This window comes from Arthrobacter sp. MA-N2 (assembly GCF_000517125.1).
Classification (GTDB): Bacteria; Actinomycetota; Actinomycetes; order Actinomycetales; family Micrococcaceae; genus Arthrobacter; species Arthrobacter methylotrophus.
In genome coordinates, this window is record NZ_AQRI01000026.1 from 36,939 (window position 1) to 63,287 (window position 26,349).

26 protein-coding genes are annotated in these 26,349 nt (G+C 62.3%); 14 read left to right on the forward strand and 12 right to left on the reverse strand.

Annotated elements, in window-relative coordinates; genetic code table 11:
• Positions 1-121: 121 nt before the first annotated feature.
• Positions 122-1,822, forward strand: coding sequence for an SAM-dependent methyltransferase (locus A3M3_RS0100220; RefSeq protein ID WP_028264609.1), 1,701 nt, complete (start codon positions 122-124; stop codon positions 1,820-1,822).
• Here A3M3_RS0100220 and A3M3_RS0100225 read toward each other — a convergent pair.
• The 4 genes from A3M3_RS0100225 to A3M3_RS0100240 form a co-directional block, all read right to left on the reverse strand.
• On the reverse strand, positions 1,815-2,561 hold the full coding sequence (locus A3M3_RS0100225; protein WP_155854248.1) for a hypothetical protein: 747 nt from the start codon (positions 2,559-2,561) through the stop codon (positions 1,815-1,817). The two genes, A3M3_RS0100220 and A3M3_RS0100225, sit on opposite strands and share 8 nt — an antisense overlap.
• 557 nt (positions 2,562-3,118) lie before the next feature.
• Positions 3,119-4,384, reverse strand: a complete 1,266-nt coding sequence (locus tag A3M3_RS0100230; RefSeq protein WP_028264611.1) for a hypothetical protein — start codon at positions 4,382-4,384, stop codon at positions 3,119-3,121.
• The gene (locus tag A3M3_RS0100235) at positions 4,381-6,231 is read right to left on the reverse strand and encodes a relaxase/mobilization nuclease domain-containing protein (RefSeq protein ID WP_028264612.1); all 1,851 of its coding nucleotides are present in this window, start codon (positions 6,229-6,231) and stop codon (positions 4,381-4,383) included. Before A3M3_RS0100235 ends, A3M3_RS0100230 begins: the two co-directional genes overlap by 4 nt.
• Positions 6,228-6,599, reverse strand: coding sequence for a plasmid mobilization protein (locus A3M3_RS0100240; RefSeq protein WP_028264613.1), 372 nt, complete (start codon positions 6,597-6,599; stop codon positions 6,228-6,230). Before A3M3_RS0100240 ends, A3M3_RS0100235 begins: the two co-directional genes overlap by 4 nt.
• A gap of 227 nt (positions 6,600-6,826) precedes the next feature.
• Here A3M3_RS0100240 and A3M3_RS0100245 point away from each other — a divergent pair, with 227 nt between their 5' ends.
• The 4 genes from A3M3_RS0100245 to A3M3_RS27785 all read left to right on the forward strand — a co-directional run bounded on the left by A3M3_RS0100245 (position 6,827) and on the right by A3M3_RS27785 (position 8,887).
• Complete coding sequence (locus A3M3_RS0100245; protein WP_028264614.1) at positions 6,827-7,162, forward strand: hypothetical protein; 336 nt, start codon at positions 6,827-6,829, stop codon at positions 7,160-7,162.
• Positions 7,163-7,631: 469 nt separating this feature from the next.
• A complete protein-coding gene (locus tag A3M3_RS23375) occupies positions 7,632-8,048 on the forward strand; it encodes a hypothetical protein (protein WP_035741096.1) in 417 nt (138 codons plus the stop codon).
• Between the two features lie 55 nt (positions 8,049-8,103).
• Positions 8,104-8,421 (forward strand): hypothetical protein, encoded by a 318-nt coding sequence (locus A3M3_RS0100260; protein ID WP_028264616.1) that lies wholly within the window; start codon positions 8,104-8,106, stop codon positions 8,419-8,421.
• 106 nt (positions 8,422-8,527) lie between these two features.
• A complete protein-coding gene (locus A3M3_RS27785) occupies positions 8,528-8,887 on the forward strand; it encodes a hypothetical protein (RefSeq protein ID WP_155854250.1) in 360 nt (119 codons plus the stop codon).
• Between the two features lie 17 nt (positions 8,888-8,904).
• On the opposite strand, the gene A3M3_RS29415 is transcribed toward A3M3_RS27785, so the two are convergent.
• From A3M3_RS29415 to A3M3_RS0100280, 3 genes are all read right to left on the reverse strand, one after another.
• Positions 8,905-9,162, reverse strand: coding sequence for a recombinase family protein (locus tag A3M3_RS29415; protein WP_231497151.1), 258 nt, complete (start codon positions 9,160-9,162; stop codon positions 8,905-8,907).
• Between the two features lie 237 nt (positions 9,163-9,399).
• Complete coding sequence (gene rapZ, locus A3M3_RS0100275) at positions 9,400-10,266, reverse strand: RNase adapter RapZ (protein WP_028264617.1); 867 nt, start codon at positions 10,264-10,266, stop codon at positions 9,400-9,402.
• A gap of 80 nt (positions 10,267-10,346) precedes the next feature.
• On the reverse strand, positions 10,347-10,703 hold the full coding sequence (locus A3M3_RS0100280) for a hypothetical protein (protein ID WP_155854251.1): 357 nt from the start codon (positions 10,701-10,703) through the stop codon (positions 10,347-10,349).
• A 218-nt stretch (positions 10,704-10,921) separates the two neighbouring features.
• Here A3M3_RS0100280 and A3M3_RS0100285 point away from each other — a divergent pair, with 218 nt between their 5' ends.
• From A3M3_RS0100285 to A3M3_RS0100295, 3 genes are all read left to right on the forward strand, one after another.
• Complete coding sequence (locus A3M3_RS0100285; protein ID WP_028264619.1) at positions 10,922-12,160, forward strand: ROK family transcriptional regulator; 1,239 nt, start codon at positions 10,922-10,924, stop codon at positions 12,158-12,160.
• Between the two features lie 49 nt (positions 12,161-12,209).
• Positions 12,210-12,362, forward strand: a complete 153-nt coding sequence (locus A3M3_RS27790) for a hypothetical protein (RefSeq protein WP_155854252.1) — start codon at positions 12,210-12,212, stop codon at positions 12,360-12,362.
• Positions 12,363-12,427: 65 nt separating this feature from the next.
• Positions 12,428-14,119: a ribonuclease J gene (locus tag A3M3_RS0100295; RefSeq protein WP_028264620.1), complete on the forward strand. Its 1,692-nt coding sequence runs from the start codon at positions 12,428-12,430 to the stop codon at positions 14,117-14,119.
• Between the two features lie 59 nt (positions 14,120-14,178).
• Here A3M3_RS0100295 and A3M3_RS0100300 read toward each other — a convergent pair whose 3' ends face one another.
• Positions 14,179-15,474, reverse strand: a complete 1,296-nt coding sequence (locus tag A3M3_RS0100300; RefSeq protein WP_231497152.1) for an MFS transporter — start codon at positions 15,472-15,474, stop codon at positions 14,179-14,181.
• Between the two features lie 72 nt (positions 15,475-15,546).
• Entirely contained in the window at positions 15,547-17,064 is a 1,518-nt protein-coding gene (locus A3M3_RS0100305; RefSeq protein WP_028264622.1) for a SulP family inorganic anion transporter, read from the reverse strand.
• Between the two features lie 171 nt (positions 17,065-17,235).
• Between A3M3_RS0100305 and A3M3_RS0100310 the strand changes: the two genes are divergently transcribed.
• Entirely contained in the window at positions 17,236-17,595 is a 360-nt protein-coding gene (locus A3M3_RS0100310; protein WP_331280350.1) for a MerR family transcriptional regulator, read from the forward strand.
• A gap of 16 nt (positions 17,596-17,611) precedes the next feature.
• Here the strand turns inward: A3M3_RS0100310 and A3M3_RS0100315 are convergent, their stop codons facing one another.
• Positions 17,612-19,210: a peptide chain release factor 3 gene (locus A3M3_RS0100315; RefSeq protein ID WP_028264624.1), complete on the reverse strand. Its 1,599-nt coding sequence runs from the start codon at positions 19,208-19,210 to the stop codon at positions 17,612-17,614.
• Positions 19,211-19,375: 165 nt separating this feature from the next.
• On the opposite strand from A3M3_RS0100315, the gene A3M3_RS0100320 reads away from it, so the two are divergent.
• Positions 19,376-19,792, forward strand: coding sequence for a hypothetical protein (locus A3M3_RS0100320; RefSeq protein ID WP_028264625.1), 417 nt, complete (start codon positions 19,376-19,378; stop codon positions 19,790-19,792).
• 4 nt (positions 19,793-19,796) lie between these two features.
• Here A3M3_RS0100320 and A3M3_RS0100325 read toward each other — a convergent pair whose 3' ends face one another.
• Positions 19,797-20,180, reverse strand: a complete 384-nt coding sequence (locus A3M3_RS0100325) for a MerR family transcriptional regulator (RefSeq protein ID WP_028264626.1) — start codon at positions 20,178-20,180, stop codon at positions 19,797-19,799.
• A 188-nt stretch (positions 20,181-20,368) separates the two neighbouring features.
• Between A3M3_RS0100325 and A3M3_RS0100330 the strand changes: the two genes are divergently transcribed.
• Positions 20,369-21,892: a SulP family inorganic anion transporter gene (locus tag A3M3_RS0100330; RefSeq protein ID WP_028264627.1), complete on the forward strand. Its 1,524-nt coding sequence runs from the start codon at positions 20,369-20,371 to the stop codon at positions 21,890-21,892.
• Positions 21,893-22,389: 497 nt separating this feature from the next.
• Here A3M3_RS0100330 and A3M3_RS0100335 read toward each other — a convergent pair whose 3' ends face one another.
• Positions 22,390-22,971: a recombinase family protein gene (locus tag A3M3_RS0100335; protein ID WP_028264628.1), complete on the reverse strand. Its 582-nt coding sequence runs from the start codon at positions 22,969-22,971 to the stop codon at positions 22,390-22,392.
• Between the two features lie 555 nt (positions 22,972-23,526).
• Between A3M3_RS0100335 and A3M3_RS0100340 the strand changes: the two genes are divergently transcribed.
• The 3 genes from A3M3_RS0100340 to A3M3_RS26790 all read left to right on the forward strand — a co-directional run.
• Positions 23,527-23,910 (forward strand): hypothetical protein, encoded by a 384-nt coding sequence (locus A3M3_RS0100340; RefSeq protein WP_028264629.1) that lies wholly within the window; start codon positions 23,527-23,529, stop codon positions 23,908-23,910.
• A 30-nt stretch (positions 23,911-23,940) separates the two neighbouring features.
• Complete coding sequence (locus A3M3_RS27185) at positions 23,941-24,591, forward strand: RES family NAD+ phosphorylase (RefSeq protein ID WP_197023087.1); 651 nt, start codon at positions 23,941-23,943, stop codon at positions 24,589-24,591.
• A 112-nt stretch (positions 24,592-24,703) separates the two neighbouring features.
• A partial coding sequence (locus A3M3_RS26790) for a Kelch repeat-containing protein (RefSeq protein ID WP_028264631.1) occupies positions 24,704-26,349 on the forward strand: 1,646 nt, incomplete at its 3' end.

Genomic DNA, 26,349 nt, shown 5'->3' on the forward strand with positions numbered 1-26,349 from the left:
TCCGAGTGCGCCGACACTACAAGGGCTTATTGACTCCGCTGAACTAGCAAAGCGACTTGGGGTCTCCAAGGCCACCATTCGATCTTGGCGTAGCCGGAAGGCTTCGTGGCTACCCGAGCCAGTGGGGCGCCTGGAGGGTTTTGTCTGGCGCGAGGAAGATCTAGTTGGCATCGAAGAGCTGATTCCCAGCGGCCCTGGACGCCCTGCTCGATCCGATCTCGTCTTCGAGCCCCCGAGTCAGACGGAAAGCTCTATCGTTAGCGGCCTTCTTCTGTCAGAGCGTCGGGCACGTGGTGCCTATTACACTCCGCAAGATGCCGCACATTTCATTGCATCCTGGACCCTTAGGGGGGACCATGAGACGCTTCTCGAGCCGAGCTTCGGTGACGGCTCGTTCATTAAAGCAATCAGAGACGTTGCTGCCGTTCGCGGACGCAAGGGTACGCAATGGATTGCGGCGGAACTCGATGAATCGACTGCTCGCGAAGCAATCCGTGCAGAGTTGATCAACGAATCAGAGCTCCGCATCGGCGACTTTATGAGTTTGAAGCCAACGCCCGTGGATGCGGTTATTGCCAACCCTCCCTATATTCGGCTTCGCCACATACCCGAGGCTATGCGTCGTACGGCGTTGGCGCAGGTGCAGACCCACCTAGGCCATCCCATGAACCCGAGCGGAAGTCTATGGATGCCCTTTGTGGTTCATCTGATGTCCTTTCTGAAGCCTGGAGGACGTGCTGCCGTCGTTCTTCCCCTCGATTTCACCTATGTGGCCTACGCCAGGCCGCTCTGGAATCATCTGGCACGCCATTTCTCATCTCTTCGAGTTCTGAGGACGAGGGAACGAATTTTTCCGGATATCAACCAAGATGTCCTGCTGCTATTGGCTGATGGTTATGGAGGGTCCACGGACGTCGTGGATTACGAAGCCTACGAGACGCATGAACAGATGGTTCAAGGCGTGGAGGCTATCGGCGGACCGATTAGAATCTCCGACCTCAACGACGGTGACCGGGCTTTTCAACGAGCCATATTGCCCGATGGACTGGCTGAGTTACTAGCGGAGTCCGACCCCGTACATACTCATGCGGCGTCAGACAGCATGACGTTTAGGATCGGCTACATAGCTGGCGACAAGAAGTACTTTCACCCGTCAGCTGAGGTTATTGCTAAGTACAAGATCCCCGATTCAAGCCTCTATCCAGCAGTTATAAACTCCAGGCGCCTAAAAGGACACGGTCTCCGCACATCTGAGATGGTGGCAGAAGCCAGGGGAGCACTTTGGGTTCCAGACGATGACCTCGCTCCGGGCGAAGAACGCTATGTGAAACTTGGCGTCAAAACTGGTGTTTCAGCGGGATACAAGGCGATGCGCCGCAGTCCCTGGTACCGAGTGCCAGGCGTTCTCGCGCCCGACATTATTCTGAGCGTCTTCAGCGAGCGTCCCCTGCTTCTGATCAATGACGAGAAATGGTTGGCCTCAAATAGTCTGCTGGGAGGGTATCTGAAGCGAGGCACGCCGGATCAGTTCGCCGCAAGTTGGTATACGCCACTCACACTGCTGAGCATCGGGTTGCAGGTTCACTCGCTCGGCGGCGGAGTAATTGTCATGGTCCCCAACGAAGCCTCCAAAGTAAGAGTTCTTCGAACTGAACACTCCAACCTGGTTGACAGTGACTCTATCTCGAAGGCTCTCCAGACCGGTGACATAAAGGCCGCCTACGCCGCCGGCGATGCCGCGGTTCACAAGCTCCTAGGGGCCTCCGGACTATCTCTCGTCTACGAGGGAATTGAGAGACTTTCCTATTGGAGAACTAGATAAACAGGTCAAACCATATGTTCCGTCTCTTATACGTCGCCACCAAACGATCCACAAAAGTTTCAAGGGACAGGTCCGTATCGGGGACGGCCTGCTTTACTAGGTCATCCCGCAACTCTGCAGGCGACTTCTCGAAGTCCACGACGAGGTAAGCGAACTGGTCGTAGATTCCGCTGAGGACTCGATAAAACTTGTCATCTCTGCCCGTAATAGCGCGGTACATCTTCGCATAGCGCGCGTAGTCGGTTTCGATGGTAACCGTGCGTGCTGGCAGAGTCTTGGTCTGAGCCTTTTCTTCCTTGTACGTGAACGGATGAAGGTAGACGTAGGAATGCACTGTCATGGGGTAGCGCTCTTGGAGACTGATGGCCTCCCCCACGATGTCCTGGTAATAGGTTAGGACGTTTCTGCCTACTGAGCTCATCTGACTTCTTACACCTACTAGAAGCAGGGGGCCTGACGTCGGATGCATTACCGCGACATCGACGTCTTTCGATTTGTGGGAGCCGAGGATGGCCGCTTCTTCCTTGACGTAAACTCCCGCGCGAACCGCATCTGGATGCAGTCTCTGCTTCAACTCGGCGGCAATGTGGCCATGCAGCGTCTTAATGAAGTGCTGGCCGCGGACTGCTCTGACTGGATCTTCCGAGTAGAGGCGGTGCATCTCCTTCAGCGCTTCCGCCAACATGCGCTGAGAGGGCGTTTGATCGGCTTCATTATTCACAAGGGTCACAATACTCAAGCGACGGCACCATAGCTGACGCCCTCGCGATGATCAGAACAGGAACGATCACGGGCTAGCGTTCCCTCTCCAAGCGGGATTATTGTTCGGCTATGGGCAATGCAGTAGACCGGCCATTCCCCACGGGCTGGAAATTCTGGTCGTGGATAGCAGCAACTATCCCCTTTGGTTGGGCCGTTACCTGGGTGGTCCAAAACTTCATCCCGATAGCACCAGACGCTTTAGCAGTCCCGTTAGCATGCGCTGTTATTTTCGTCCTAACAGTGAGCAATCCCGCCCCAAGACCGGGCCGGGAAATCGGAGGATACGACACGTTCCGCTCCTAACAACGTCAGCCCGACAATACGGAGCGGGCGACGTTAGGGAGGCGAGAAGAGTGTTGCAGATTGATCCCCGTCCTAGGGGAAAGCCGCCCGGCTTCCCGACATAGTCACGGCGGTGAGCAGTCAGAACTCTCGCCCAGCATCCCCACGCACGCCCAGGCATAGGTAGAGTTTGGCCAAAGAGTAGCCCCGCACACCAACGGTGTACGGGGCTACTCTAAGCGGTGCCGGGAGTCAGCGGCCGCGCGTACGGTTCTTGCTCTGCGCCTGTGCCTGACTGGCGTTCGCTCCACGGGTTCTACCGGCCTTCGCGCCCTTGCCGGCGGCCGCGTGGGTGATCGGGTACTTCTGGATTTTCTCGCCCTGCATGCGTGCCTTTACAGCCTCGGCGGGCACCCCGGCTGTCACGAGCTGCTGTTCCAGCGCTGCACGGTGCTCAGCAGTCCCGTAGGCGGCCGCCGCGCGGTCCTCCGCTACGTTGCCCGCACGTTCGTGGCTGGCCCCCTGGTGGGCCGCCCTGTCCGCTTTGACCTCAGCGTCGAGGGCTTCGGGATGGCGGGCAAGAAACTCGTCCCGGTACCACTCCTCCTCCGCGTGGGACGGCCCGCTGTGTTCCTCGCGTGCGGCTTCGTCCTTCGCCTGATCAGCACGGGCGAACTCGGCCGCAGCAACAGCCTTATACCCCTCGGCGTCTTTCCTGGCCTCGGTGGAACCAGCCGTATTGACCTGGCTAAGCGCCTGCTCGGGGGTCCGTCCCTGCCGGGCAAGGAACTCCTGCCGGCGCTGCTCTGCCTCCAGTTCACGCGTCTCCGCGCGGGCAGGCTCCCGGTCATCGAACCGCTTCTGCGCTGCAAGGAACTCCGGATCGAACGGCCGGACCTCCGGTGAGCCGGCCGCCAGCCAGTCCTTCACCAGCTGGTCCTTGGCCTGCGGATTGTTGGCCTGAACTTGCCCCAACACGTGGTCCTGGTAATCGGGGCTCTGCTGCATGATGGCCCACCGCTGGGCGGCAGCCTCGACGGCTTCCGGTGCCTGAACCGTGGACCGCTCCCCCGGACCCAGATTCATCCACGCCTCCACCGAAGCCTCCGGCGCGTGGGCTGCGTCGATGCGCTGCTGATCCCGCACGACATCGGTAATGTCGAACCCGAAACGTTCCTGCAGCTGGGTCCGGATATTCTGCTCAGCCGACGCGGCCACCGGGTCGTGGTCCTTCCACGCCGTGGCAATCCGGTAGGCATCCACAATGTCTGCCTGCCCGGCCGATTCCCACCACTGGTTCCTGGCAGTCGGGGCCAGCGCAGTCGCGGCCGCCAGCTTCTCCGAATCGAACGCCAGCCGGTCCATCGCACCGCGCCGGCTGTTATCGGCCCGCGCCCGTTCGGCATGCTGCTGCCACGTCCGGGCCGCACTGGAACCAATCTGCGCGGCCATCGCCAACGCATGCTGGAAACTCTCTTCAACAAACCCATCAACGCCGTCAGTCTCGCTCAACGTCATCCCCCACCTTTCTGTTGATCCCTGCTCTGTTGTACTTTCTGGTCTGGTCCCTGTGTCGGTGCCCTGGACGCCTTGGGCACCGCGGCCTTCCCCTGGGCGGGGCGCGGACCTGTCGGCATGATCTTCTCTGCCTGGAGCCGTGCCCGGATTGCCTGCTCAGGCAGGCCGGCCGCCCGCAACTGCTCCTCCAGTACCTCGAGGCGCGGTCGTGGCTTTTGAACCGGCTCCGGTGCTTCACCGGGTGCGGCCACTACGGGCCGGTCAAGTACGGCCACCGCTGCATCCGCAGTGCCCTTCATGGGCGCGGTGCCACCGAAGTGGGGCCGTATCGGGTTGCCGTCCACCGACAGGTAAGCCCGCTGCACGGCCGTCAGGTTCTGCCGAACCTCACGGGCCAGCCGGTCGGATGTGTGCCCGTAGTCATGGGCCTTGAACGCCTTCCCCAACTGGGTCCCGAAATCACTCCATGCGGCCAGAACGGCCGACGCCCCGGCCCGTCTGGACAGGCTGATGGCCTGGTGCGTTGCGATCCCGGCAATAATCTCGCGGGTGGGCAGCACGGCTCGTTTAGGTTCTTCGGCCAGCTGCGCGTGCCTGGCGAAAAGATCGGCGGCGGCCGCGAGGTCCTTGGCCGCTGCGTCTCCCTCTGCCCCGGCTGCGACACTCCACGCCGAGAGCACTCCTGCACCCTGCCGGGCGATCTGCGCGAACCGTGCCGGATCGGTTCCCTGCACGTCGCGGAATAGCGCGGCAGCGTCTTTCATCTCCCGGAAGAAGCCGTTCACAACCTCGGCGGACACCACGTCCGAACCTGCGGGGACGGCGGTAGCGAATGCCTTGTTCTTACCTGCGGCTTTCCATTCCGGGACGGCGGCCGCGGGGTCAGCTTCGGGCCACTGTCCGCGCAGCGCTGGCAACGCCAAATCCTTGGCCAGGGTTCCGCCGCCGTACCAGATAGGACGCTCCCCCGATTGCGGCCGGAACGCTACCGAATATCCGGCAACTGTCGTGGTGCTGCCCTTGGCGAAGTAGGGCCGAACCAACAGGCCCGAGCCTCGGAGCCGCTGCACATACTCAGCTTCCGAACGTGCTCCAGCGCCTGCTCCGCGCAACCGCCGGGCAAGCTCCACGCGCGGTTGCTCGATGGTCCGCTGCACCCCGATCAGGTGATCACGGGCGGTCTTGTCCAGCATTGCCCAGGGCACCATGGACTGGTTGTTCTTAGCTTCGCGCCCGTACGCTGCTTCGGCACGTCGGCGGGCCAGTGATTCCAGCTCTCCCGGCTTGGTTCCCTTCGTCTTAAGCCCCTGCCCGAGCACGCGCAGGCCGAGGTCCTTCTCGATCACGCGGGCGGCCTTCTGGGATTTGAACTTACTCTTGTAATCGCTCCACCATGTGCCGTCCTCGCGGATCATGGACATAGCCAGGTGAACGTGGTCGTTGCCGTTCTTGCTCAGCCCGTGGCGGATGGAAACCCATCGGCACCCGGCTTTCCCGTCCGCGCCGTCCAAACCCATTTCGGAGACGAACTTCCGCGACACGGTTTCCCAAAACTCATCGTCACGCTGGCCCGACTCCCCCAGCTGGTCCGGGTCCAGCGACAACGAAACATGCAGCACGTGATCGCGGTCGTCATCGGAGACCCGGAATGCCTTCTTGGGGAAGTTCATTTCGTGTCCCAAGGCACGAGTGTTTTCGGTATCGAGTTCCTGCCGGTCCAGCACGGATACGATCTGTTCCGACGCGCAGACCACATGCATGTTGGTGTGTTCGTTGGCCCGTCCGGGTCCGGCAAGGTATTGGATGAGGCCGAACATGCGGCTGCCGGTGCTGACGTTGGGAATCATCGCTGACCTAGATCCAAGAGTGTGTCATTGATGCGGGCGGCGGTGCGCTGCACGGCTTTGATAGCGGCAGTCGCTTCTGCCGGAAACTCCCCCGTCGCGTTCGCGTGCTTCGCCAGCTGGTTCATGTTGTTACCCAGCGCCCGCATCATGTTCCGGATCGCGGTCAGCTCCTCACGAACCTCAACGTCAAGCACAAACTGTTCCGCCATGCCCTGGGCCATCGCAGCGTCAAAGAGCAAGGCCGGCACCGTCTTACGGGCCTGCTCAGCCCGGACAACCAAAGCAGCTGCTTCTTCATCGGAAGCGGTCACCTGCCACGAATGAGGACGCCCGCCCTTCACATTCGCACGACGACGACGATCCGGCACGTTCCCTCCTCACGGTCACTGAAAAGCCCAGCGCAGCGACCCCCAGACCTGGGGGACGCAAACACCAGTTTGCCACCAACCGAGCGCGAAAGCGAGGTTGAAGCGGACTTATCGTAGATAAGTACCCAGCTTGCTCCGCTGCGATGGCTTCATCGGTATTCGCACGATTGTGTGCATTCCCGCAAAAACCTCCCGGCACGGCCGGGACGAACGGTTAGGCTTGAGGTATGGATATCAACGACATAGCCGCAAGAGCGGCCGCAAAAATTGACGCTGCACGGGACGCGAAAGTGAACGCGGTGAAGACGGCAGCTGCCAGCGGCGTCGAACTCGCAGAAGCCGCCCAGCTGCTAGCGGCCGCAGAGCAGAAGTACGCCAAGGACTACCAGGCCGCCCTGCGCGCGGACTGGACCGAATCCGATCTGCGCGGCTTCGGCCTGGACGCCCCGACCAAGAAGGCCGGCGGCCGTCCACGTGGCACCAAGGCCGCCCGCCAGTCGAAAGCGAATGACGACGCTTCACGCGAGAAAGAAATGATTGGCGCAACCAGCGACGGTGAGTAACCCCTCGCCCCCATGGGCACGGCAAAAGCTATCTCCTTCGGGCTTTTCCCGCACACATGGGGACGACCGGACCCAAACTGACCGCCTGCACACAACCACCACGTCACCAGCCGTCCCCACGTCCACCGGGGCGAGCGGTGGCCGTGCACAGCCTCCGTAGAGTACCGGCCGGTCACGGGAGAGTTTCCCATGGTCCAAGCCATCGGGCGGCCGTCTCCCCTGGTCGTGGTGGCTGGGTTTTTTTTCAGCCGGGACGACACACATTCGGTGTGCGGGGTCGCGTTCCGGAGCGATGGCACCGTAAGCCCTTGGGCAGGTTCTAAGGCGCGCAGGGGGCTCCTGCTCGGGCTGGGGGCGGTGATTACCACAATGGCTGACGGCGACAATCACCACTTGGTGCCGTAGGCCCGCGTGATCCAAGCAATGGCAAGACAAGCGCTTCACCAGAAACGACAGGAAGTTTGGGGACTTGACCACGACGTTCAACGCGGCAATAGCCCAGATTCGCACCGGCCACCTGATGGTCCGTGATGCACGCGAATGGGATGCCCTGGCGATGGACTTGACCAGCGCCTACCACGGCAAAGACGACGAGCTCATCGAGCAGCTGCGGCCGCCGTTCGTGCAGTCGTGGCGGACTGTAACCACCTACGTCCTTCGGGACACCTTTGACGCTGCCGGCATCACCGTGACGGCCCCGGAACACCCGTGGGGTATCGCAACCCTGACAGCGAACGGAAGCAGCTGCGAACCTCTCCTGTGCGAGGTGGAGGACACCGAGGATGGACGGGCCGAGGCCGCCGTGTACGGCGGGCTGCGACTACTCACCTTCGAAGAAACCATGACCGCATACACGACGTGCCTAAGCCGACTGATGCAGTCCTGAAACGGCGCGCCACCGTGAAGGCACAGACCACTCCGGATCCGAGAGGTAGAGCAGCATGACGAGCATGTTCGAGCCACGGAGGATCTTCGAAATGAACGGCACCGTGTACGAGCACGCCGACAGGCGACCCGAGTTCACCGGCCAGACCATACGCAGATTCACCTATGGCGAGGAACCCCAGGTGATCGCCCTGGTTCCCTTGGTCAACGGCGACACGCTCGAAATCCACGGGTACGCGACACACTGGACGAAGGACGATGTGGATGTGGCATGGACCGATGACGGCGGCAGCCAGTACACCTGCTGGGTAGCGGCCAAGGATGTCCGTCGGCCCGTTGCCGGCGAATGGCACGGCCGCTATCTCCCTCACTGAGTCTTCCGAACAACCGCGGGTAACGTCGCGTAGCGTTGGCCATAAATCTCCGCGTGGCCGCCAGTCGCCTGACGCGGATTGTGTGCGACGAGAGATAGGTGCCTAGATGATCCCGACAAAGCCTTCCAGCAAAGACGCGGTTGCCTGCGTGGGGGAACTCGTGGGTGGAATGTTCGTCGGATGCTCCCGCACTCCGCAGCGTTTTGTTGTGGGCATCGCTGACAAAGGCTTAGGCCTCGGTCAAGTAGAGGATGCCGATAAACCATCAGTCAAAGTATGCGGCGTATGCTCACGTCATCTTGAAAGTCTGATTGCCTCAATGCGCAGCTCAGCCCCGGAATCACATCGCACTGAGCCGATGGTTTTCACCGTCAAGGAACTTCTCTCCGTGTGGGAGGACTTCTTTGAGGATTTGTACAATACTTTGGGCGGCGGCGAGTGGGATGAGGATATCCAGCGACGCTGAGCAAGTAGGGCTGACTGTCAGGTCCCGCTACGTTCAAGCGCCCGCGCTACGGCCATGCGGCTCACGCCTAGGGCCTTTCCGATCTGTGTCTTGTTCTTCCCTTGCTGATGGAGCAAGAGAGCGGCTTGTAGCCGTTCCGGTGTCATGACCGTAGGGCGTCCGCCAACGCGGCCCTGGGACCGGGCATGCGCGAGGCCGGCCATGGTGTTCTCCCTAATGGTGTCGATGCGCAACTGCGCGAACACGGCCACGATGCCATAGAACGCCTTACCCATCGGTGTGGTGGTATCTGTGGAGTTTGCCGGTAAATGGCGGCGCTTTATGATCGCTCTTTGTCGCGCCGCTGCACTCCGGCTGTCTTGAATCTCCAGCGTTTTGAGGCGGGGAGGTTTCGAGGCACTGGAGCTGGATCGGAAGGCCGTCGACGCGATGTCAGTTCAGAGGGCGTCTGCGCTGGATGATTGGACCAGCACGCATTCCTGCTGGATTGGCTTGGATGGGCGCTCTCGTCGCTATTCGCGTCCCACGTCGCGGTGGTGAGTGTTGGCAGTGAGGTTGGGAAATTGGGCGAGTCGCGCCGTGAGCGCCTCGGCAATGACAACGGAGCGGTGTTTACCTCCGGTACAGCCAACTGCGATGTTGACGAAGTGTTTGTTTTCGCGGCGGTACCCGTTGATGACGGGGACGAGGGCCTGGACGTATCGGTCAAGGAAGTCCTTGGCCCCCTCGGCTTCGAGGACGTACTCCCGGACCTGCGGCTCCAGGCCGGACAATCGCTGGAGTGCCGGTATCCAGTGAGGGTTCGGGAGGAACCGTACGTCGGCGACGTGGTTGGCATCCAGCGGCAGCCCATGCTTGAAGCCGAAGCTCATGACGTCCACCCGGACCACGATCGTTCCGGTGGTGGAAAACATTTTCGTGATGGCCGTGGAGAGGGCGTGGACGTTCATTTCGGTGGTGTCCAGGACAATATCCGCGGCGCTTTTGACGGCCCGAAGCGCTTCCCGCTCGGCGCTGATTCCTTCCAGTGTTCTCCCGTTTGTCTGCAGCGGGTGGGGCCGGCGTTCTTTTTCGAACCTGCTGACCAGCACGGCGTCACTGGCGTCCAGAAAGAGTATCCGATAGGGAAGGTCAGTTGGCAGGGTGGTGCGGAGGGTCTGACGCAGGTCGTTGAAGAAGCCGCCGCCGCGGATGTCCATAACGACGGCGAGTTTCCAGGGCTGCCCGGGCGTCCCGGTCAGCAGTTCGGTCAGAGCCCCCAGCAGCACCGGGGGAAGGTTGTCAATGACACGCCAGCCGTGGTCCTCGAGGGCATTGGCCGCACTGCTGCGTCCTGCCCCGGACATGCCGGTGACAATCAAGAGTTCAGGCTCCGGCACGGCTGGGCGCTGCGCTGTCTGTTGGTTATCGGTTTGCGGGGGCCGCCGTGCCGGATGCACCCGTCTGACAGGTCTGGGAGTCAAGAATCCAGTATTCCCCTCAGGACCTCGGCTTCATCCCAGGGCACCAGCAGCTGCAGTTCCCTGGACTGTCCGGCATGGCTGAGGGTCAGGTGCAGAATCAGTCCGGTTTTGTTTCCTTCCGCTTTCTTGGCACTGGCGGCCAGGACCCGCCACGGGACGTCCCGTGAGACCAGGACGTCGGCCCCACCGGGCCCGGCTCCGTCCGGATGCGTCAGGACCCAGTCCTCACCGCCTTCCATGGCGTCTTTATGGGCACCGCAAACCGCCAGGGCCTGTTCATCCGGGCCCTCAACATGGAAAACATCATCCGCTGGTGCTGTGCAGCCGCGAACCGAACACTCGTGCATGGTCACTCCCCGTTTCTTGAAGGCGTAGGTTGGTGCAGCTCTTTGAAGGCGGCCGGTCGGGAACATTCCCGGTAGGAACCGGCCTCATATCTACCATAACGTAAGAGTAGAGTACTGATGTGATGGTGGCTGCGATTATGACTCTAACCTAACGTCAGGGTAGAGTTGGTTTATGGCGGTTCTTGACCGTTATTCTTTCCGCCTTATTGGCCAGGAGATGTTACGTGGCTTCCCTCAGCATCAGCGACCGTCCGGTCCAGGCTTCCCAGCCACCGGGGTCCGTTGCGGCGCCGTCCCCGACCTTGGGCCCGGGCGGGGCGGCTCCGGGTTCGCAGCAGGCGCTGGCCTTGCGGAACCGGGAGATTGTTCTGGCTGGCCTGCTGGCTGCCGGGCCGGCGACGCAGGCGGCACTTGCCCGCTCCACCGGGCTTTCCGCGGCCACGGTGTCGAACGTTGTGAGTAGGCTCAGGCGCGAGGGCCGGGTCCGCACCGATTACACCGTCAGTCACGGCCGGCGGGCGGTGTTGGTGCAGTTGCAGGAGGGGAGGCCGTTGGCGGCGGGTTTTGAAGTCTCGAGCGGCCTCCTGCATGCCGTGCTCCTCCGGCCCGGCGGGCAAATTGTGGCCCGGGCAAGCGTCCCGGCTTCAGGTCTGCAGACCGGTGCCGGCTTGTCGGAAGCCGTTGCAGATTCCTTGCGGATTCTCCTGGCCGAGGTTGGGGCGGAAGAGGGCAGTCTGGGCGCTGCCAGTGTGGCCCTTCCGCGACCCCCGGTTCCGGGTGCCGGGCCGGTGACCGGCGGCATTGCCTTCCGCGGCTGCTCCGGTGGGGCCATCCAGGCGGTCATTCAGGAGGCTCTGGGAGTCCCGGTGACCGTCGCTGCGGCCCCCGCGATGGCAGCTTTTGCTCATTCGCGGCACCTGCAGGCCACGGATGGGGCCGTGCTGTTCCTGAGTGCCGGTTCCGAGGTCACTGCTGGAATCGTCCTTGGCGGTCAGCCGTACACCGGCCACGCCGGGCTGGCGGGCCAGATCGGTCACATCAGAGTCAGTGATCAGGGGCTTCCCTGCCGCTGCGGCAACAGAGGGTGCCTGGACACTATCGCTTCCGTCCCGGCAGTGCTGGCCGCTTACGCGACGGCCCACGCACCTGTCACGTTCCGGGAATTCGCTGCATTCGCGGTGGCCGGGGATCCGGCTGCGCTGCGGATTGCCGAGGCGGCCGCCGAGGCGCTGGGCCGTGCAGCGGCCGGGGCCGCGAACATTATCAATCCCCGGCACATTGTTCTCAGCGGCCCATTGGGTGCCCTGGGGGCGCTGCTGCTGGATCCGTTCCGCCGCAGCCTGGTCAAGGAAGCGGGGCCCGGCATCGGGGACGCCGCCGTGGTCAGCCTGAACGCGCTGGGACCTGATGCCGCAGCAGTCGGCGCTGCCCTGTACGCGGCCCGCGCCATCACCACGTTTTGAGCTATACCTGCGCGGGAAACCACCACGCACCACAAAAAGAAGGAGCATCATGTCTGCATCCCAGACCATCCGTAAGACCGTCACGGTGGAAAACACCGCCCATCTGGATGAAGTGACGGTACATTTCGAAGTGGACATCAACTGCCAGTGCGCCTCAGGACAGGGCGGGTCCTACATCACCACCGAACCGCCACGCCGCTAGGCACTGCCTCCCGCGCAGTGCGGGCACCAGCACCCCGCCGTCCAGTCAAAGGAAAACAGCACACCATGAACCATGCCCACATCGAACACAAGACGCCTCCCAAGCTCGCCCACGGCGCACTGCGCGTCGTCGCGCTGGGAGGAATCGGGGAGATCGGCAGGAACATGACCGTCTTCGAATACGGAGGCAAGCTGCTTATCATCGACTGCGGGGTGCTGTTCCCCGAGGACCACCAGCCCGGGGTGAACCTCATTCTGCCGGACTTTACGGCCATCCGGGACCGGCTCGATGATGTGGTGGCCGTGGTGCTCACGCACGGGCATGAGGATCACATCGGCGGCGTCCCGTACCTGCTGCGGGAACGGCCCGACATTCCTGTGGTCGGGTCCAAGCTGACGGTCGCGTTCATCGAGGCCAAGCTCAAGGAACACCGGATCACCCCGAAAACGGTGGTGGTGGCGGAGGGGACACACCTGCCCCTGGGTCCGTTCGATCTGGAGTTCCTTGCTGTGAACCATTCGATCCCTGACGGGCTGGCGATTGCCGTGCGGACAGGGGCTGGGCTGGTGCTGCATACCGGGGATTTCAAGATGGACCAGTTCCCGCTGGACCGTCGGATCACCGACCTGGCCGGGTTCGCCCGGCTGGGCACCGAGGGTGTTGATTTGTTCCTGGTCGACTCGACCAACGCCGACGTGCCGGGATTCACCACCTCTGAGAAGGATCTGGCCCCGGCCATCGATACCGTGTTCCGGACCGCGCCGCGGCGGATCATTGTGTCCAGTTTCGCCAGCCATGTCCACCGGATCCAGCAGGTCATCGACGCCGCGCACCGGCACAAACGCAAGGTCGCCTTCGTGGGCCGGTCGATGGTCCGGAACATGACCATCGCCCAGAACCTGGGCTACCTCACGATCCCGCGCAATACGCTGGTGGATTTCCGTCGGCTGCAGAAAAGCGATGACCCCAACGTGGTCCTGATCTGCACCGGCTCTCAGGGCGAACCTCTGGCCGCGCTGTCCCGGATGGCGAACAAGGACCATGCCATCAGCATCGCCGCAGGCGACACTGTCCTGCTGGCCAGCTCCCTGATCCCCGGCAACGAGAACGCCATCTACGGGGTCATCAACGCCCTCACCCAGCTCGGCGCGAATGTGGTCCACAAGGGCAATGCCAAGGTCCACGTCTCCGGACACGCCAGCGCCGGTGAACTTGCCTACTGCTACAACCTCGTCAAGCCCCGCAATGTCATGCCCGTGCACGGGGAATGGCGGCACCTGGTGGCCAACGCCGGCGTGGCCGAAAGCACCGGCATCGATCCGGCGCGGATCGTCCTGGCGGAAGACGGCGTCACGGTGGACCTGCACAAGGGGCGGGCAACGATCTCCGGGCGAGTCACAGCCGGCCTGGTTTTCGTCGACGGCGAGAACGTCGGCGGCACCACCGAAGACACCCTGCGTGAGCGCCGCCAGCTGGCCGAAGAAGGGTCCGTGACCGTGCTGGCCATCCTCGACGCGGACACCGGGGAACTGGCCGAACCGGCGGAATTCTTCACCCGGGGGTTCGCCTGCACCGATGCGGACCTGGACAAGGCCGCTGCCGCCGTCGGCAAAGCGGTGGGACAGGCACATGCATCCCGCAACGGGCACGGACAGGTGAAGGACCCCGAAGCTGTGATCGAGCGTGCCACCACGGAGTGGATGCGCCGGTTCTACAACCGCGCCCCGGTGGTGACCGCCATCGTCGTGGACGCCTAGAGGGCTCCCGTCTCACGGCTGAAGGTCAGGTCCAGCAGTGCTGCCGGGCCTTCAGCCGTCTAGGCACTCGTGCGGGTGCTGCGCCGCAGGACCCCTCCGGTACTGCCGGGGGCCGGGCAAAGCAACGCGAAGACGGCAACCCCCAGGGGAATCACCGCCGCAAGCAGTGCGGGAAATACATAGCCGCCACTGACGTCCCGTCCCAGCGAAAACAGGATTGGCCCCAGCGCGGTGGAACCAACGTTGATCGCCGTGATCACACCCCGGATCCCGCCGATGCTGGCGGTTCCAAAGTAGTTCGCCAACGCGATGGGTTCCACGGCGCGCACCGCTCCACCTGCCGCACCCAGCAGCAGACCGTAGAAGATGCCGGTGAGGGTTCCGTTGACAAGCGGCAGGAACAGCAGGGCGGCCGCGAGAAGACCCATGGACCCGGCCAGCGCCAGTCGCGGATCCAGTCGGTGTGACACCGCACCCAGGATGATGGTCGTGAGGATGCCCGTCACCGTCTGCGGGATAAAATTCGCCGCGGCCCCGGTACTCGTCAGGCCCCGGGCGGTCAGGATGGACACCTGGTGGAATGCCAGCGCCGTCGAAAGCATGCCCGTTGCCGTCAGCGCCGCGGCAATGGCCCAGAAAATTGGGGTCCGTGCCGCCTGCTTTCCGCTCCACAGCCGCTCAGGGACGTGTCCGCCCGGATCCCCGACCCCGTGCTGGGCTGTGGCGGCAGAATCCTCACGGGCGGGAGGACCGGGGGCAGGGGTGGCGGAGCGGTGCCGCGGCAACAGCAAGACCATGGGGAGGATGACCAGCAGCACGCCTGCCGCTTCCAGCCGCCACGCCTGCTGCAGGCCGCCTGCGCTGATCAGCCGCTCCACCAGTACCGGCGTCAGTGAGATGCCCGCCGATCCAACGGCCGCGGTGATGCCCACCGCCAGGCCGCGACGCTTCGTGACCGCCTTCACCACAGCGGTCGTGGCGGCAAGGGTCAGCGCTCCCTGCCCGGCCATCCGCAGGAAGACAAACCCCGCGGTCAGTCCCAGGACCCCGGTGACAAAACTCATCGCCAGCAGCGTCCCGGAAAAAACCAGTGCGGCCGCGGTGATGACCAGCCGTGCACCCCACCGGTCCAGTGCCCGGCCGATGAACGGCAGCGCCAGGGCCCCGGCGAGGGTGCCGACCAGATAGCTGAAGGAAATATCGGTCCGGCTGACCTCGAGCTGGGTGATGAGTGGATCCGTGAACGGCGAAAGCCCTGCCGTTTGGCCCGGTGCGCTGGCGGCAGTGATCAGGGCGGCCCCAGTGACCGTTCCCGCCCAGGACGTCCGTCCGGCCACGCCCTGCCGTGAGCTCAACCACCTTAACCCGCTCACCGCCGGCCTCCCTGGTGCGGGTGGGCGGCGGTGGACAGGTTTGGAGCCGTGGCGTCAGTGGGCGCCGGTGAGCATCCCGCCCAGGCGTTCGCGGATGGCGGCGCTGGCCGAATTAAGCCCTTCAACTTCAACCTCTTTGCCGTAGCTGTGGTACTTGGCGGCAATGGAATCCAGCGCCGCGATGGTGGAAGCATCCCACAGGTGGGAATCATAGAGGTCAATGACGATCCGGTCCGGGTCCTCGGCATATTCGAACTGCATGTACAGGTCATTGGAGGAGGCAAAGAACAATTCGCCGCTGACTTTGTACTTGGCGAACGTTTCCCCGAAGTGATCTTCAATGGTTCGCTCCACACTCATGAAGTGCGCCACCCTGCGGGCGAATGCGACCATCGCGACGATCACCCCGAAGATCACGCCGATTGCCAGGTTGTGGGTGGCAACGGTGAGGACCACGGTGGCGAGCATGACGGTGGTTTCGCTCTTGGGCATCCGTTTCAGGGTCCGGGGGTGGATGCTGTGCCAGTCGAAAGTGGCGATCGAGACAAAGATCATCACGGCGACCAGTGCGGCCATCGGGATCAGCGCCACGATGTCACCGAGGGCCACCACCAGGACCAGGACGAAGACACCGGCGAGGAAGGTCGAGATCCGTGTCCTGGCGCCGGAGGCCTTGACGTTGATCATTGTCTGGCCCACCATGGCGCAGCCGCCCATACCGCCAAAGAAGCCGGTAATGACGTTGGCGACGCCCTGGCCCCATGACTCCCGGGTCTTGAAGGAGTGCGTGTCGGTGACGTCGTCGACGAGTTTGGCCGTCATCAGCGATTCCATCAGTCCCACCACGGCCATGCCGGCCGCGAACGGGGCAATGATCTGGAACGTCTCGAAGGTCAGCGGAACATTCGGGAAGAACAGGGAGGGAAGGCTCTCGGGGAGCTCTCCCTTTCCGCCGACGGTGGGGACATTGATGGCGAAGACGACGGCGGCCGCGGTCAGGACAATGATGGCCACCAGCGGAGCCGGCACTACCTTGGTGATCCGCGGCAGCAGGAAAATGATCACCAGACCGGCCGCGACGAGCGGGTAGACCAGCCAGGGGACACCGATCAGCTCGGGCAGCTGCGACGTGAAGATCAGGATCGCCAGGGCGTTGACGAAGCCGACCATCACCGAGCGGGGGATGAACCGCATGAGCTTCGCGACCCCCAGCACCCCCAGGATGATCTGGAAGATGCCGGCCAGGATGACGGCGGCGATGAAGTAGTCCAGGCCATGGGTTTTCACCAGGGGGGCGATGACGAGAGCGGTTGCTGCTGTCGCGGCTGAAATCATCGCCGGACGACCGCCGACAAAGGCGATGGAGACGGCCATGGTGAAGGACGCGAACAAGCCGATGCGCGGGTCCACCCCTGCGATCAGGGAGAACGCGATGGCCTCGGGAATCAGGGCCAGCGCCACAACGAGGCCGGCGAGGACCTCAGTGCGCAGCAGGCGGGGGGAACGGAGAGTTCGTAGGACGGACTGGCGTTGCTCCGGGGTCAGGGTTGGTGCGTGGGCGGCAACAGTCATGCGGGCTCCATTTCATGGGTTGTGGGCAAACGAATGCCCGGGCGGTGCGAGTGTGGGGAGGCGCCGCGCTGCGCCGGTAAACGTAAGGGGACCTTCCGGCCCACCACCAACCATACCCTAACGTAATGGTAGACTTCTAATTAGGAGCCGTAACCATCCGGGAGGAAGATTGTGCACATTGGGCAACTGGCCGAACGCACTGCGCTGTCACTAAGGACCATCAGGCATTACGACTCGGTGGGCCTGCTGCACCCCAGCGCCCGGACCGAGGGCGGGTTCCGGGTCTACTCCGAGGAGGACTATGAACGCCTGCTGCTGATCCGGCAGGCGAGATCCCTTGGCTTCGGTCTCGATGAAATCGCGGAGATGCTCGATGTTTTGACCTCCCGGGGCCACTATGACCGGGAGGCAGTACGGGGCGAACTGGAGTCGATGCTGCAGGAGGCGACGGCACGGCGGGAAGCCCTCGCCTCGGACCTGGGACGGGCGGACCAGTTCATTGCCGTGATCAGCGGCCGGATGGCCGGCTGAGCACGAAGCCGGACGCTCAGGTACCGATCGCGCTGATTTCCACTCCAGGGTTGTCTTCTCGGAAGTGCTCGAGCTTGTACCGGTCCGTGAAGAGCGCCAGGGTTTCGCCGTCGGAGCGGTGCATGATTTCCCCACCCCGGAAAGTCTCGGGAAGACGGGTTTCCCCTGCGTTGTTCAGGTGCATAGCCAGGGTGTAGGGCAGGGGTTCGAAGGTTGCCGGGGCGTGGAATTCCCCAGCCATGCGGTGCTGGGCGACCTCGAACTGCAGTGCCCCCACGGCCGCCAGGACCGGCGCCTGTTCCCCGCGCCGGTCCGAGCGCAGGACCTGGACGACGCCTTCGTGTTCGAGCTGGGCGATGCCACGCCGGAACTGCTTATACCGCCCGGGGTCCGCGGCGCGGGCGACCGTGAAAAGTTCGGGGGCAAAGTGCGGGATCTCGGGGAACCGGACCGTTTCGGTGGCGTAGAGGCTGTCCCCGACCCGCAGGCGGGCGGCGTTGACGAGCCCAACGATGTCCCCGGGCCAGGCGTAATCAACAACCTCCCGGCTCCGGCCGATAACCCTGTGAGCGTATTTGGTGGCGAACGGCCGTCCCAGCCTGGCGTTGGTCAGGACCATGCCGCGTTCGAAGACTCCGGAGCAGACCCGCAGGAAAGCGATATGGTCACGGTGGGCGGCGTCCTGGCCTGCCTGGACCTTGAAGACAAACCCGGAAAAGCCTGCGTCCACTGGCTGGTGGCCGCCTTCGGCCGTGCGGCGGGCGGACGGGGCCGGGCCGAGTTCGGTGAGCACATCCAGCAGTTGTCGTACGCCGAAGTTTTTCGCGGCGGCGGTGAAGAGCACCGGGGTCTGGCGGGCCACCTGAAACGCTGCGGGGTCAAACTTCCCGTTGGCGGCGGTGACGAGTTCGGCCTCCTCCAAGGCTGCCTGCCACTGCGCGTCCCTCGTCGCGGGCCCGCCCGCCACAGTCGTCTCCAGGCTGGGCAGTGCACCGCCGCGGACCGCCTCCAGCTGCACCGCTTCCCCGCGGTAAAGGTCGAACAACCCCGCGAACTCGCCGGCTCTGCCCGCCGGCCAGGTCAGCGGCACCGGATTCATTCCTGTCTGCTCTGCGATTCCGTCAATGAGATTAAGGGCCTCAAGGCCGGGCCGGTCCCACTTGTTGATAACGGTGATGATCGGGAGCCCCCGGCGGCGGCACACGTCCAGGAGCTTGAGGGTCTGGGGCTCGAAACCCTTGGCGGCGTCGATCAGCATCACCGCAAAGTCCACCGCCGCCAGGACCCGGTAGGTGTCCTCGGAAAAGTCCGCGTGGCCCGGCGTGTCCACAACATTCAGCACCGCGTCCCCGTGGTTCAACTGAAGAGCGGCAGAGCTGATCGAAATGCCCCTCTCCTGCTCCAGGCCCATCCAGTCGGAAACCGTTCCGTGCCGGCTGGACTTGCCGTGCGTGACACCGGCGTCCTTGATCACCCTGGCATACAGCGCCAGCGCCTCCGTGAGCGTTGACTTACCGGCATCAGGGTGGGAGATGACAGCGAACGTACGGCGCCTGCGCGCCTCTTCAAGAACGGAAGGGCCGGGCAGCGCAGGCGTGATAACTGTCATCGACATTCCAACCTTCCCGCTGTTTCCTGAGCCTTTCTCGCATCACGTACACTCTACCCTAACGTTAGAGTAGGTTATAGGTGGCGCTCAGCCTCCAGCGGAGAATATCGGCCGGGCGGCGGCATCGTCCTAGTTCGGCCCGCCACGGCACCCATAAGATCAGGAGCGACAGTGACACCCTTTGAGGCCGGTTCCCACCACAACCTGCTTGACCTTTGCGGTGCGGCAACGGCCGCGGGCGTATCTGAGGAATCCGTCCGGCAGCTGCTCACCCTCGGGATCATCAAGCCCCTCGAAGACGATCCCGAGCACGGCCCCCTGTTCGGCATGGAACAGACCCCGGTGCTGGAGATTCTCAGCGCGATGAGCGTCCTGGATTTCCGGATTGAGGAGATGCGCGACATGGTGAGGGTTATGGATACCCTGAGCCGGTATCCCGCCTCCGAGATCGCAGCACGCTACCGCATGCGCCTTGGGATGTTCGCCGAGGCCCTGCAGCGCCGCCCGGTCGTGACCAGCGAGCAGCAGGCATCAAAACATGATTTGTTCCACATGCTCACCAGTCGTTACACGTGGCTGGGCAGCTAAGACCTCAGGAGTTCTTAGCCATCCGCTCAATAAACTCATCAGCCTGTGAGAGGTTGCGGGCAATCTTCGCGCGCTGGTCTTTCGCCCGCCCCATGAACTCCGCAAGCTTTTCCTGACCAGCCCCATCAACACCTCCGGATTCCAGTGCCGAAAGGAGCTCCAGGATTTCCGCCATCTCCTCCAGGGAAAAGCCCAGGGGCTTCATCTGCTTGATCAGCGTCAGTCGTTCGACGTCGTTCTCGGCATACACCCTGAACCCGCCTTCCGTGCGGCCCGTGGCCGGCAGCAGTCCCACCTCGTCGTAGTGGCGGATGGTCCTCAAGGACAGCCCGGTCCTTTCAGCCAATTCACCGATATGCATGGTGCGGCTGCTGATCCGTTCCGTCATGAAAGACCTCCTGCGTTGCCCGCCCTAAACTCTACCACCACGTTAGGGTAGACTTGGGGGAAATGGGTGTAGACGTCCAAGCCTAGTTGCTGGGCTTCGCATTCACGGCGCTGCGCTGCGCCCCCAGTTACCCCTTAACATTCGAAGCCGCTTCCGCGTGTCTTCTTGAGCATGAAACGGAGCCAGAAATGGCCGCCACACAAACCGAACACTCCCCGGCGTTCACCCCTGAACAGCTCCAATCGGTCCGGGGCACCCTGATGTCACCGCGCCGGCTCAAGACCGAGGTCCTTGCCGGCCTGGTGGTCGCCCTTGCCCTGATCCCGGAGGCCATTGCCTTCTCGATCATCGCCGGAGTGGACCCGCGGATCGGACTCTTCGCATCCTTCACCATGGCCGTCACCATCGCCTTCGTCGGCGGCCGCCCCGCCATGATTTCCGCCGCCACCGGCGCGATCGCCCTGGTCATTGCTCCGCTGGTGAAGACCCACGGCGTGGACTACTTCGTCGCCGCCGTCATCCTCGCCGGCATCTTCCAGATCATCCTGGGCCTGTCCGGGGTAGCCAAACTCATGCGGTTCATCCCCCGCTCGGTCATGGTTGGCTTCGTCAACGCCCTGGCCATCCTGATCTTCATGTCCCAGGTCCCGGAGCTGATCGGCGTCCCGTGGCTGGTCTACCCGCTGACCGCACTGGGCCTGGTCATTGTCTTCGGCCTGCCCAAGCTGACCAGGGCCGTCCCGGCGCCGCTGGTTGCCATCGTGGTCCTGACCCTGATCACCGTCTTCGCCGCCGTCGCGGTCCCCACCGTCGGCGACAAGGGCGAGCTGCCCGATTCACTGCCGACCCTGTTCGTCCCGAACGTGCCGTTCAGCCTCGAGACCCTGCAGATCATCTTCCCCTTCTCCCTGGCCATGGCCTTCGTGGGGCTTCTTGAGTCCCTCATGACCGCCAAGCTCGTTGACGACGTCACGGACACCCGCTCCCACAAGACCCGCGAAGCCTGGGGCCAGGGCGTGGCCAACGTGGTCACCGGATTCTTCGGCGGCATGGGCGGCTGCGCCATGATCGGCCAGACCATGATCAACGTCAAGGCCTCCGGCGCCCGCACGCGGATCTCCACCTTCCTCGCCGGCGTCTTCCTGCTGATCCTGGTGGTAGCCCTGGGCGGCATCGTCTCACTGATCCCCATGGCCGCACTGGTCGCCGTCATGATTTTCGTCTCCGTCGCCACCTTCGACTGGCACAGCATCCATCCCCGGACCCTGAAGATCATGCCCAAGAGCGAAACCGCGGTCATGATCGCCACCGTCATCGGCACCGTGGCCACGCACAACCTGGCCGTCGGCGTCGGCGTCGGCGTCATGGTGGCCATGGTCCTGTTCGCCCGCCGCGTGGCACACCTCGTCACCGTTGAACGCAGCGTCAAGACCATCGGCGGGCACGAAACCGCCACCTACGTCGTGGACGGTGAACTGTTCTTCGCCTCCTCCAACGACCTCTACACGCAGTTCGAATACGCACTGGACCCCGAGCACGTCGTTATCGACATGCACGCCTCCCACCTCTGGGATGCCTCCACCATCGCAGCACTGGACGCCATCACCGAGAAATACCGCCACCACGGCAAAGACGTGAAGATCATCGGCCTCAACGACGCCAGTACCCTCATGCGAGAACGCCTCGCCGGCAAACTCGGTGCCGGCCACTAAGAAGCCCGCACCAACCGCAGAAAGGACCCTGACCGGGAATCTCGGTCAGGGTCCTTCTGGGAGCAGCCAAAATTCCCACGAAGCCAAAGTGTTGCCGATGTCATCTAGTAGGGCGCCGCAAGCCGGACAACCCTTCGCTCTGTCGCATAACCTCCCAGCAAAAATTGAGTACTCATCCTTAGTTATGAGACAGGTGAACGGCCGTCGGCCGGAGCTGAATAGGACCAGGCGCGGAAGCAAACACATTTCTTAGTTCGACTGTCTAGCGTCTTGAAAAACAAAAGCTTTTTGAGACACCGATCCGGCCTCGGAAGGGATCAATGGCAGCTGTCGTTTTCACAAGTCGACTGCACAAGCGCCCGCGGAATTCCGGGGTTGTGCAGACGAGTATGGATATTGAAATGTCAGAAGTGCCCTGCACGAAACTGCATTCTGCTCAATAGTCCTCTGCACCAACAGTCATCTTTTCGGAAGCCGCCTGCACCAACCTGCAGGAACTACTTCTTTGGTGCCTGGGTCGCTCCTGTTGCCGGGACCCATCGGTAGAGGGTGGGTACGGAGACTCCTAGGGTGTCGGCGACCTCCCGCGGCGGTGTTCCTTGTTTGAGGAGTTTGCGAGCTGAGCGGATCTTGGCATCTGTCATGATGCGTTTGCGGCCGCCGACCCGTCCTTGTTGACGTGCGGCCTGTAGGCCGGCCTGCGTGCGTTCGACCATGAGTTCCCGTTCCATCTGGGCCAGGGATGCCATGACGTTGAAAAAGAAGCGTCCGGAGGCCGTTGTGGTGTCGATGGCATCGGTGAGGCTGACGAATCCTATGCCGCGGTCGTTCAGTCCGCCAGCGAAGTCCAAGAGGTCTTTCACGCTCCGGCCCAGGCGGTCCAGCTTCCACACCACCAGGGTGTCACCGTGGCGCAGGTTGTCCAGAGCCTGGTCGAGGCCGGGGCGTTGGGACTTGGTGCCGCTGATGGTGTCTTTGTAGATCTTGTCGCATCCGGCCTTATTCAGGGCTTCGACCTGCAGGTCCAGGTTCTGGTCCCGGGTGGAGACCCGGGCGTAGCCGATGCGGTGTGTGGCCATAGGGTGTTCTCTTCTCAAAACTCGGTTCGGGGTCTTAGTTCGACTGTACCGTTTTGAGAACTATTTGTGAGAGCCGGGGCCCGGGCTGCTCCTTTTTCTTCCTCGCCCCAATTTTCCGGGGCAGGACGTCGCGCCACTGCGATGAGCCTTTGTCCCCTGGATTCTCGATTCAAGCTGTTCTTGCAATCCTTCGTTTTAGATAATCCGCAGTCTTTGGCGCTGAATCCTGCCAGGACGGAAGCTAAGTCCGCCTTGCGCCCTGCAGACCGGGCCCTCATAGAGGCAGGTGAGCCAGTTGGTGCTAAATTGCCCCCGCACTCTCCCACTGCAACCTGCATCAGCTGCCGCCGCAAATGTCGGTCCTTACCGACTGAGTCGGGAACCGGCCAGTCCCTCGCGAGCAATATGACGTGACGTTGGTAATCTCGTGAGCTCGGATGCGTGGCGAGTTGCCCTCGGTGCAGTATCGTCATCCTATCGGGAACACTATCGGAACATATATCGAGCCTTTGGCGTTTAACCAGCGCAGGAGCATATAGAAGGATGGGGAAAGCCATGACGCCCAATCGTCAGATCGTGACTTCGAGTCGAACCACAGCCCACCGTAAGTCCGTGGAGAACAGCCTTCCAGACATAATTGGCTTTCTCGTGGATCACCTTGGCAAGGTTCTGACCTCGGAAATCGCCGGGGTTAGCCCCCAAACAGTAGACCGCTGGCGAACAGGGACCCAGCGGCCGGCCATCGCGGTCGAACGCCGCATGCGCGAGACATACGCCATATTCGTAAAGCTGTCCGTCAAGGATGCATCCGCGACTATCCGAGCCTGGTTCATGGGAATGAACCCGCAGCTCGATGATGTGTCGCCGGTGGAGGCATTGCGCCAGGACGAGTTCCGGGATGTTGCTGCCGCCGCCGATGCATTCTTGATGGGCGGTTAGTAGTTGGCCAGGTCCGTCGAACCACGTCTCGTGCCGCCTGCAGCACCGCTGTGGCGGGTTTCATACACCGGCAATGACCAGAGGTTCTCTTGGATTGATCCCTTTCAAGCTGAGAGTCGAAGAGCTGGCAACCGGTTCGACGTGCCTGGCGGCGGTGTCCTCTATGCCGCCAGCAATGCGGAGGGGTGCTTTGCGGAGACACTGGCTAGATTACGCCCTAGTCCAGCGATGTTGCGTCTTAACTTCTCGGCCGATCCGCATCATATGCCAGCTGGATCGATTGCCCGTGACTGGCGCCTGCAGAGGCGTAAGTATGAACTCCAGTTAATAGATCCTCTGCCCTTTGTGGATGTGGAGCACCGGGATACTCGCACGTGGATGAGCCGGCGAATGGGTGCGGACCTGGAACGGTTCGACATTGATGCCATAGACGTGGATGACATAAGGGGAAAGGATCGTCTGCTTACAAGAGAAATAGCGCGACGCATCTATACCGCGACCGATGATGACGGCGAGCCGCTTTATTCAGGGATCAGATACGTGTCCAGGCTCGGTGATTACGAGTGCTGGGCCATTTTCGATGGCACTGAAGTGGAAACCTATGCTACTCACTCCATCGAGCATGATGATCCTGATCTGCAACGTATAGCCCAGGAGTACTCGCTGACGTTGCATCGCTAGGCCTGTCACTCCACTTTTTACCCACCGTTCAACGAAACCTCACGGAATCAAACGCCATTCAGCAGGTCTGGGTCCATTGACGTTCCGTCGCTCGCGCGACATGATACGTTCCATGGCTTGGCTGGATGGGGCAGTCAATGGAATGATGTCGCGGCTGGTACTCGCGGGATTCACCCCTGATGAGGCGTTTTGCCTTGCGCAGACTGCCTACATTAAGGAGCAAAAACGCGCCCAGGGCGTTCCGCGCTCTGTGATGGAACGACAGCAGGTTTCGTTTGAAATCAATCAGACTTTGAAGCGTTTGGGGCAGCTTCCGATGGGAGCTGAGGCCCACCGCCAGCGGATCATCCTGTGGGAAACGGTCTTCGGTCGTGGGTCCTGGCACGAGCCCATCGATACGGAGGAGATCTACGGCCCGGGAGCAGGCCCCTCGGCCGAGAGTATCGTGCAGACCTTGAGACTCCACAAAGACGCCGATGATGCCGCGTTTCTCAAGCTGTCGTATGCCGGTTCTCAGGAAAATGAATTTGACTCAAATTTAGACAAGATAAGACGCGGTTTTCAGGCGCTGGCAGGAGGGTACTCTCTGCTCTGCACGTTCGAGACTCGCGAATCCACGCATCCGCAGGAGGGCCTGGTCGCGTGCACGCAAGACAGAATCGGCGTGTTTACGATGCAGAGTCTGGCAACAAGCGGGGACCCTTTGCCCGGCGACAGAATCATGGACTTCTCCCTTATCAGAAGCGTGGGATACACAATAGTCCCGAGTGAACTTGAAGCCGCCGAGCTCGCCCCTTTCGCCGGCTTCGACCTACCGCGCATGGCGATGAGGATCATCTTCGACAACGACGACGTGTGGGATATGGGGTTCTCAGTAGAAGGAATGGGCGGCTATGGATCTGCTCCGTACCTGAACTTCGTGAAGGGGTTCCACGACAACTATCAAGAGTGGCATACAGCCAGATTTCGGAATCGCTTTCCGCCGGAACTAACCAAGGAACCTGCGGTAACAGCAGCAGAGCCGATGACTAAAGCCCGAACAGAGCACACGGCCACGCTCCTGACCGTTGGTACAGTACTCGTTGCCGGAGGGGAGCGCGACGGTGCTTTGCGCAGTGCCGAGTTGTTCGACCCAGCAACTGGACTTTGGCAGAAGACAGCCAAGATGGCGACTGCCCGAAGTTCACACACAGCGACACTGCTGCCAAATGGAACAGTCCTGTTTGCTGGGGGATCGATTTACTGGTGGGAACCCATGGCAAGTTCCGAATTGTTCGACCCAGCAGCCCGACTTTGGCAGAACACAGCCAAGATGGCGACTGCCCGAAGTTCACACACAGCCACGCTACTGCCCAATGGGAAAGTCTTGGTTGCCGGCGGATTGGCCGAATATGGAGCCCCCTTGGCTAGTAGCGAGCTCTATGACCCAGCGGCTGGAACGTGGACTGCAACGGGCAGCATGGCAGTTGCCCGCCACGGCCACTGTGCCACCCTGCTCCTCGACGGCACTGTGCTTGTCTGTGGCGGTTACGCCAACCCCCAAAGATTGGACCCAGCCGAGCTTTACAACCCACAGACCGGAACCTGGTCCACCGTGGCACGTATGAAAGTTGCCCGCTCAAGCCACTGCGCGACCCTTCTATCCACGGGCTCGGTGCTTGTAACCGGGGGCTTCGACAGGGGCGTCGCCATCGCCACGACCGAACTGTATAAACCTGCGACCGAAACGTGGTCGGCCACGGCAGATCTGAAAGTCGC